The 8,986-nt window shown below is 72.0% G+C and carries 7 protein-coding genes; 6 read left to right on the top strand and 1 reads right to left on the bottom strand.

What is annotated here, in order from left to right; all coding sequences use genetic code 11:
• Positions 1-57: 57 nt before the first annotated feature.
• The gene (locus ACFW2Y_RS32610; RefSeq protein WP_384886345.1) at positions 58-312 is read right to left on the bottom strand and encodes an antitoxin; all 255 of its coding nucleotides are present in this window, start codon (positions 310-312) and stop codon (positions 58-60) included.
• 466 nt (positions 313-778) lie between these two features.
• Here ACFW2Y_RS32610 and miaA point away from each other — a divergent pair, with 466 nt between their 5' ends.
• From miaA to hflX, 6 genes are all read left to right on the top strand, one after another.
• On the top strand, positions 779-1,717 hold the full coding sequence (miaA, locus tag ACFW2Y_RS32605) for a tRNA (adenosine(37)-N6)-dimethylallyltransferase MiaA (protein ID WP_384886342.1): 939 nt from the start codon (positions 779-781) through the stop codon (positions 1,715-1,717).
• Between the two features lie 108 nt (positions 1,718-1,825).
• A complete protein-coding gene (locus ACFW2Y_RS32600; protein ID WP_384886348.1) occupies positions 1,826-2,338 on the top strand; it encodes a hypothetical protein in 513 nt (170 codons plus the stop codon).
• A 123-nt stretch (positions 2,339-2,461) separates the two neighbouring features.
• Entirely contained in the window at positions 2,462-3,385 is a 924-nt protein-coding gene (gene dapF, locus ACFW2Y_RS32595; RefSeq protein ID WP_384886340.1) for a diaminopimelate epimerase, read from the top strand.
• 140 nt (positions 3,386-3,525) lie between these two features.
• A complete protein-coding gene (locus ACFW2Y_RS32590) occupies positions 3,526-5,697 on the top strand; it encodes a RelA/SpoT family protein (RefSeq protein ID WP_384886337.1) in 2,172 nt (723 codons plus the stop codon).
• Positions 5,698-5,845: 148 nt separating this feature from the next.
• Entirely contained in the window at positions 5,846-7,336 is a 1,491-nt protein-coding gene (locus ACFW2Y_RS32585; RefSeq protein ID WP_384886333.1) for a M1 family metallopeptidase, read from the top strand.
• A 117-nt stretch (positions 7,337-7,453) separates the two neighbouring features.
• Positions 7,454-8,947, top strand: coding sequence for a GTPase HflX (hflX, locus tag ACFW2Y_RS32580; protein WP_384886329.1), 1,494 nt, complete (start codon positions 7,454-7,456; stop codon positions 8,945-8,947).
• The last annotated feature ends 39 nt before the right edge of the window (positions 8,948-8,986 follow it).

The following is an 8,986-nucleotide window of genomic DNA, read 5'->3' as shown; positions in this document are numbered from 1 at the left end:
GAACACGATGTTCCGTGGCCGTCCGCCGTACGGGGTCAAAAGGGCGGACGCCGGTCGTCAGGCGGCCGGCGGCGTCGCTCCTCCCTCACCGGGCGTGCCCCCGTCCTTGTGGCCGATTCGGTCAATGGCGTCCTTGGCCTTGCCCGTACCCGATCGGATCTTGTCGCTGTACTTGCCCTTGGTCTTCTCGTCGACCATCTTCGCGGCCTTGTCCAGGCCGTGGTCGATCTTCTCCCCGTGCTGCTGTGCGAGGTCGGCGACCTTGTCCTTGGCCGGGGCGAGCTTCGCCTTCAGCGAATCCAGGAGAGCCATGGGGCACCTTCCCTCCGCGGACCTTTGGGGTCCGTGTTCGTCTCGTCCGTTCCGTGCACCGCCCCCGGGAGCCCGAGGGCTGTTCGCGGGCGCCGTCGCCCGCTTCGTCGCCGGCCCCGGCCGACCGCGCGGCGGAGGTGCCAGGGCCTCGGCGTCCGCGCCGAGCGGCATCCGCCGGTGACCGCACATCCGCACCGGTCCACGCCGCCGATGGCGCCCCGTGCCGCAGCGCCGGCTCCGGCAGCCCTTCCGGTTTCCTCCGAAGAGGTCTCGCCCTCGTCCTTCTCCGTCCGGCAAGACATTGCGAAAACGCCCGTATTCATTCCATAGCGTACTCGGCGCGAAGGGGCGCGAAGGGCTGCGGAAGGGGCCCGCGGCCGGAAATCCGCACCGGACGGCGCGGCTGGAGCCGCACTCGTCGTGCGGTTCGTTCGGGACGGTGTGGGAGGTTTGCGAGACTGGGACGGTGAGAAGAGCAGCCCCCGCCCCGCGGGTCATCGCCATCGTCGGCCCCACCGCAGCCGGAAAGTCCGATCTGGGCGTTTTCCTGGCCCAACAGCTCGGCGGCGAGGTCGTCAATGCCGACTCGATGCAGCTCTACCGGGGGATGGACATCGGGACCGCCAAGCTGACGGTGGAGGAGCGCGGCGGCATCCCGCACCACCTCCTCGACATCTGGGACGTGACCGAGGCCGCCAGCGTCGCCGAGTACCAGCGGCTCGCCCGCGCCGAGATCGATCGGTTGCTCGCCGCGGGGCGCACCCCGGTTCTCGTCGGCGGCTCCGGGCTGTACGTACGGGGGGCCGTGGACGCCCTGGAGTTCCCGGGCACCGACCCCGCCGTCCGGGCCCGGCTCGAGGGCGAGCTGGAGGAGCGCGGCTCCGGCGTCCTGCACGCCCGGCTCGCCGCGGCCGACCCCGAGGCGGCGCGCGCGATCCTGCCCAGCAACGGGCGCCGCATCGTCCGGGCCCTGGAGGTGATCGAGATCACCGGAAAGCCCTTCACCGCCAACCTGCCGGGGCCCGACTCCGTCTACGACACCGTCCAGATCGGGGTCGACGTGGCCCGTCCCGAGCTCGACGAACGGATCGCCACGCGCGTGGACCGGATGTGGGACGCGGGTCTCGTCGACGAGGTGCGCGACCTGGAGGCGCGCGGGCTGCGGGAAGGGCGCACGGCAGCCCGTGCCCTCGGCTACCAGCAGGTCCTCGCGGCCCTCGCGGGAGAGTGCACCGAGGACGAGGCGCGCACCGAGACCGTGCGGGCCACGAAGCGCTTCGCCCGCCGCCAGGACTCGTGGTTCCGGCGCGACCCGCGCGTGCACTGGCTCAGCGGAGCCGCCGATCACCGCGGGGAACTCCCGCGGGAGGCGCTCTCGTTGGTCGAACGAGCGGTTACAGCCTGATCACGTGATGGCATCGGGACGCGCTGCCCGTCATTTCGGCGGTCACGAGCGTGCCATCATCGAGCATCGATCGACCGAGTGAAGTCCGAGTGGGGAGGGCGCGTGGCGATGGAGGCCGGCCCTCGCGACAGAGAACAGCACGGAGCGGCCCTGGGTGAGCCGACGGCGGATCCGTCGGCTGGCACACCGGGCCGCCCGGCGGCCGACGCCCCGGCCGGAGCGCCGGGCCTGACGCCCGACGGACCCGACGACGCGGTCGGCACCGCCGTCGAGGTCGACACCGACGAGGTCGAGGTCGAGCTGCGTCCCCAACGCCGACTGAGGATCTGGCAACTCGCACCGATCGTGGCCCTGGCGGCACTCGGTTCCCTGATGTTCGCCTTCCCGCTCGCCTTCGGATCCGGTGACGGCGGCGCCGTCGTCGCCATGCTCGGAGTACTGATCAGTTCCTGCGCGGCGGGCTGGGGCATGATGGCCGCCCGCAAGGTGGGCCACACCTGGCCGGGGCTCCCGCAGCGCGGCTCGGGCGAGCGCCCCAACTGGCGCGTCCTCGCCCTGTACGCATCGACCACCGTGGCCCTGGTCGCCCTCGCCGTCTGGCGCGTGGCCCGGCTCCGCTGAGTCGACGTCCGCCCCTCGCCACACCACCGCCGGCGCTCCCCTCCCCGTACGGCCGGCCGCTCCGGGTTCCGTCCCGTGGACGGACCTCCTCGTCCCTCGCCGCCGGCCCGTACAGTTGATCGCGTGACCAGCACGCAGACCTCGCCGATCCAGCCGCTCCCCTTCCTCAAGGGCCACGGCACCGAGAACGACTTCGTGATCGTCCCCGACGCGGAGAACGCCGTCGACCTTCCCGCAGCCGTCGTGGCGCGGCTCTGTGACCGACGGGCGGGCATCGGGGGCGACGGCCTGCTGCACGTGGTGCGCAGCGCCGCCCACCCCGAAGCGCGCCACCTGGCCGGCGAAGCCGAGTGGTTCATGGACTACCGCAACGCCGACGGCTCGGTCGCCGAGATGTGCGGGAACGGAGTCCGGGTCTTCGCCCGCTACCTGGAGCACGCGGGACACGTCACCACCGGTGAGCTCGCGGTCGCCACGCGCGCCGGGATCAAGCACGTCCACCTGGACAAGGACGGTTCCGTCACGGTGGCCATGGGCCGTGCGGTGCTCCCCGAGGCCGGGGTGACCGTCACCGTCGACGGCCGCAGCTGGCCCGCGCGGAACGTGAACATGGGCAACCCGCACGCGGTCGCCTTCGTGGCGGACCTGGCCCACGCCGGAAGCCTGTACGACGAGCCGCCGTACGAGCCGGCCGCGGTCTACCCGGACGGGGTGAACATCGAGTTCGTGGCCGACCGGGGGCCCCGTCACGTCGCCATGCGGGTCCACGAGCGGGGGGCCTCCGAGACCAGGTCCTGCGGCACCGGTGCGTGCGCCGTCGCCGTCGCCACCGCGCGCCGGGACGGTCTCGACCCCGCCGAGAGCGGCACCCCCGTCACGTACACCGTGGACGTGCTCGGCGGCACCCTGGTGATCACCGAGCACCCCGACGGTCGGATCGACATGACGGGACCGGCCGTCATCGTGGCCGAAGGCACCGTCGACCCGGCGTGGCTGGAGCTCCCCGACGCGGCAGCGCCCGACGGAATCGAAACTGTCAACGACTGATTTGTCGCTCGAATGGGTGATCCGGTTCACGCTGGGCGAGAGCACGACTGCGCCACGTGGTGGGGTCGGTAGCATCAAGCACCGGCCCCCCGGGTACGCCTGGCCCGCTCCCCGCCGGTCGACGCTGCCGGAGGTGCCCCATGAGCGCAGAGGCCACCAACCCCCTGAGTGCGGTCGAGTCCGCCGACGCCGACGTGGTCGTCCGCAGACGCGGACGCCCCCGGATCGACCTGCGCCGCCTCGGCCGCGCCGCCCTCCTCGGCGCCACTGCGGGACCGGCCCCGCGTGACCGCCTGCCCGATGCCATCAGCCACGTGGCCGATGCGCACCGCGCCCACCACCCCGAGGCCGATCTGACGGTGCTCCGCCGGGCGTACGTCCTCGCGGAGTCCTCGCACCGCGGCCAGTTCCGCAAGAGCGGCGAGCCGTACATCACCCATCCGCTGGCGGTCACCCTCATCCTCGCCGAACTCGGCGCCGAGACCACCACCCTGACCGCCTCCCTCCTCCACGACACCGTCGAGGACACCGAGGTGACGCTCGACCAGGTGCGCCGGGAGTTCGGTGCCGAGGTCGCCCATCTCGTCGACGGCGTCACCAAGGTGGAGAAGATCGACTACGGTGTCGCCGCCGAACCCGAGACCTTCCGCAAGATGCTCGTGGCCACCGGCAGCGACGTCCGCGTCATGTCGATCAAACTCGCCGACCGCCTCCACAACATGCGCACCCTCGGGGTGATGCGTCCCGAGAAACAGGCCAGGATCGCCAAGGTCACCCGGGACGTCCTCATCCCGCTCGCGGAGCGACTCGGCGTCCAAGCCCTCAAGACCGAGTTGGAGGACCTCGTCTTCGCGATCCTCCACCCCGAGGAGTACGAGACCACCCGTGCGCTCATCGCCGGGAACCCCGGCGCCGCCGACGAACTCGGTGCCGTCGCCGAACAGGCCGCCGTCGTCCTGCGCGAGGCGGGCATCGGAGCCGAGGTCCTCGTCCGCCCCCGACACTTCGTCTCCGTCCACCGGGTCCGCCTCAAGCGGGGCGAACTGCGCGGCTGTGACTTCGGCCGGCTGCTCGTCCTGGTCGCCGAGGACGCCGATTGCTACGCGGTGCTCGGCGAGCTCCACACCTGCTTCACACCGGTGATCTCCGAGTTCAAGGACTTCATCGCGGCCCCCAAGTTCAACCTGTACCAATCGCTGCACACCGCGATCGCGGCTCCCGACGGCACCGTCGCCGAGGTCCTCATCCGCACCCATCGCATGCACAAGGTCGCCGAAGCAGGAGTCGTCGCCCTCGGCAACCCCCATGTGGGCCAGGTGTCCACCGAGCAGTCCGGCACCCCTGCCGTGCTCGGCGAGCACGCAGAGCGCGTCGACCCCACCCGCCCGGGCTGGCTCTCCCGGCTCCTCGACTGGCAGCAGTCCGCCCCCGACCCCGACACCTTCTGGACCTCGCTCCGCGCCGACCTCGCCGAGGACGACGAGATCACCGTCTTCCGCGCAGACGGCAGCACCCCCGGCACGATCAGCCTGCCCGCCGGCGCCAGTTGTGTCGACGCGGCCTACGCACAGCACGGCGACGCGGCCCATGCCTGCCTCGGCGCCCGGGTCAACGGTCGGCTCGCACCGCTGAGCACCGTCCTCGGTGACGGGGACACCGTCCAACTGCTGCTCGCCCAGGACGGAGCCTCCGGCCCGTCCCCGGAATGGCTGGACCATGCCAGGACCCCCGCCGCCCGGATCGCGATCACCGGCTGGCTCGAAGCGCACCCCGAGGGCGCCCCCCTGGCGACGGCCGAGCCCCGGCCGCAGGTCAGCATTGCGGCCGACCGCCGTTCCGGTGCCGAACTCCACGTCGACCTGGACGGCGAGCCGCCGTCCGCCGTCCGCCCGGCCGGTTGCTGCACTCCCGTACCGCCCGACGCGATCACCGGGTTCCGGGTGCGCGGCAGATCGGTCACCGTCCACCGCACCGGCTGCTCGGCCGTCGACGCCATGCGCCGCCTCGGCCGTGAGCCCCTCCCCGTCAGCTGGGGAGACGCCGCCCAGGGCAGGGTCACCCTCGTCGCCGAGTCCTTCGGACGGCCCGGCCTGCTTGCCGACCTCACCGAGGCCATCGCCGCCGCCGGGGCCGCCGTCGTCTCCGCGAACGTCGAGCCGCCCACCGAGCAGCGGGTCCGCCACACGTACACCCTGCACCTCCCCGACGCCACCGAGCTCGCCGCCCTCATGCGGGCCATGCGCGGGGTCCCGGGGGTGTACGACGTGAGCCGCGCCCGCCACCGGACCCCGGGCGAACCGCGCGGGGCGTGAGCACCCGCCCGACGCGGGCGCCGCTGCCTGGTCCGCACGCCCCTGCTCCGGGATGACCCCCTTCCGGGTGGCCGGCGAGCGCGCCGCCCCGGCGAGCGGCTGCAGCCCTGGTAGCCGTAGGGCCATTCCCTCGGAAAGGCCCTGGCCCATGCCGCTCGTCCGCACCTCCCCGCCCCGTGCGAGGTGGCTCCGCTCCGCCGCCCTGGTCGCCGCCTCGGTCGGGCTCGTCGCTGCCGCAACGCCCGCCCCGGCGCCGCTCGGCATCGGGGACCCGCTCTTCCCGCACCTCGGCAACCCCGGATACGACGTCCTCGCGTACGCCCTCGACCTCACCTACTCCGGGGTGAACACCGAACCGCTCGATGCCGTGACCCGAATCGACGCGCGCGCCACCGAGGACCTGGAGCGGCTCAACCTCGACTTCACCCACGGCACGGTCTCCGCCGTCACCGTCGACGGACTGCCCGCCCGCCACACGGGCAGTGGCGAGGACCTCGTCGTCACCCCGATCGCACCGATCGACGCGGGGGAGGAGGTCGAGATCACCGTCACCCACACCAGCGACCCCCGGGGGCCCGCAGCGACCGGCGGCTGGGTCCGCACCAGCGACGGCCTCGCCATGGCCAACCAGGCCAACGCCGCACACCGGGTCTTCCCCTCCAACGACCACCCCTCGGACAAGGCGTACTTCACCTTCCGGGTCACCGCCCCCAGCGGACTCACCGTGGTGGCGAACGGTCTCCCGGCCGGCCGCGTCAACCACGGGTCCACCACCACCTGGACCTACCGCACCCGGCACCCCATGGCCACCGAGCTCGCACAGGTCTCCATCGGCCGGTCCAGCGTCGTCCACCGCGCGGGTCCGCACGGTCTGCCCGTGCGGGACGTGGTGGCCACCGCCGATCGGGAACGCATGGAGCCCTGGCTCCGCCGCACCCCCGACCACCTGGAATGGATGGAACGGCAGGTCGGCCCGTACCCCTTCGAGACGTACGGCGTGCTGATCGCCGACGCGGACACCGGTTTCGAGCTGGAGACCCAGACCCTCTCGCTCTTCGAGCGCGGCCTCTTCACCGAACCTGCCTACCCCGAGTGGTACGTCGACGCCGTCATGGTCCACGAACTCGCCCACCAGTGGTTCGGCGACAGCGTCTCCCCCCGTACCTGGTCCGACCTGTGGCTCAACGAAGGACACGCCAGTTGGTACGAGGCGCTCTACGCGGAGGAGACCGCGGGGAAGTCCCTGGAGCGTCGGATGAAGGCCGCCTACGCCGCCTCCGACGCCTGGCGCGCCGACGGCGGTCCGCCGGCCGCTCCGGAGCCCCCTTCCGCCACCCACAAGATCAGTCTCTTCCGGCCCGTCGTCTACGACGGCAGCGCCCTCGTCCTCTACGCCCTCCGCCAGGAGATCGGCACCAAGGCCTTCCAGCGTCTGGAGCGCCGCTGGGTCACCGAGCACCGTGACGGGACCGCCACCACCGCCGACTTCACGGCGCTGGCCGGCGAGGTCGCCGGTCGGGACCTCGGTGCCTTCTTCCAGGGCTGGCTCTACGACGCGAAGACCCCGGTCATGCCCGGGCATCCCGACTGGCGCAGCCGCCCGGTCGACACCGCCGCGAACGCCCCGAAACCGGGGTGACGGCCCCGTCCCGGCCGTGTCACCATCTTCAGGTCGGCGACGCGGTGGGGAATCTTCCGGTGCCCGCGAGCGTTCTGACCAGTACGGACACATTTCTTCATCCGACGTAAGGATCCAATGACCTCCTCTTCTTCCCCTTCCCAGGGCAACCAGAGCTTCGCGGAGACGAGCCGTACCGAGAGCCTTCGGGCCGATGCCCTGATGGAAGAGGACGTCGCCTGGAGCCACGAGATCGACGGAGAGCGGGACGGCGATCAGTTCGACCGCTCCGAGCGAGCGGCCCTGCGCCGTGTCGCCGGGCTCTCCACCGAGCTCGAGGACGTCACCGAGGTCGAGTACCGCCAGCTGCGCTTGGAGCGCGTCGTGCTGGTCGGCGTCTGGACCTCGGGGACGGTACAGGACGCGGAGAACTCCCTCGCGGAGCTCGCGGCCCTTGCCGAGACGGCGGGCGCCCTCGTGCTCGACGGCGTGATCCAGCGCCGGGACAAGCCGGACCCGGCCACCTTCATCGGTTCGGGCAAGGCGCGCGAGCTGCGCGACATCGTGCTCGAAACCGGCGCCGACACCGTGGTCTGCGACGGTGAGCTCAGCCCCGGCCAGCTCATCGCCCTCGAAGACGTCGTCAAGGTGAAGGTGGTCGACAGGACCGCCCTCATCCTCGACATCTTCGCCCAGCACGCCAAGTCCCGAGAGGGCAAGGCGCAGGTCGCACTCGCACAGATGCAGTACATGCTTCCGCGACTGCGCGGCTGGGGCCAGTCGCTCTCGCGTCAGATGGGCGGCGGCGGTGGCGGCGGCATGGCCACCCGCGGTCCCGGTGAGACCAAGATCGAGACCGACCGGCGTCGGATCCGCGAGAAGATGGCGAAGATGCGCCGGGAGATCGCGGAGATGAAGACCGGCCGTGACATCAAGCGGCAGGAGCGCCGCCGGAACAAGGTGCCGTCGGTCGCCATCGCCGGGTACACCAACGCCGGAAAGTCGTCCCTGCTCAACCGGCTCACCGGTGCGGGGGTGCTCGTGGAGAACGCGCTGTTCGCCACCCTCGACCCGACCGTCCGTCGGGCCGAGACGCCCACCGGTCGGGTCTACACCCTGGCCGACACCGTCGGCTTCGTCCGGCACTTGCCGCACCACCTGGTCGAGGCCTTCCGGTCCACCATGGAGGAGGTCGCCGATTCCGACCTCATCCTGCACGTGGTGGACGGCTCGCACCCCGCGCCGGAGGAACAGCTGGCCGCCGTGCGCGAGGTCTTCCGTGACGTCGGCGCGGTGAACGTGCCGGAGATCGTCGTCGTCAACAAGGCGGACGCGGCCGATCCGCTGGTGCTCCAGCGTTTGCTGCGGATGGAGAAGCACTCCATCGTGGTCTCGGCCCGCTCCGGCCAGGGCATGGACGAGCTGCTCGCGCTCATCGACTCCGAGCTGCCGCGCCCGCAGGTCGCTCTGGAGGTCCTGGTGCCCTACACCAAGGGCGGTCTGGTGTCGCGGGTGCACGCAGAAGGCGAGGTGGAGTCCGAGGAGCACACCTCCGAGGGCACCCTGCTCAAGGCGCGGGTGCACGAGGAGCTGGCGGCGCTGCTCGCGCCGCACGTTCCCGCCGCGCACTGATCGACCACCACCTCACGGGGCGCTGCCCCTCCCCACCAC

This window comes from Streptomyces sp. NPDC058877, assembly GCF_042742855.1.
Taxonomy (GTDB): Bacteria; Actinomycetota; Actinomycetes; order Streptomycetales; family Streptomycetaceae; genus Streptomyces.
This window is presented reverse-complemented; position numbering and strand designations above follow the sequence as displayed.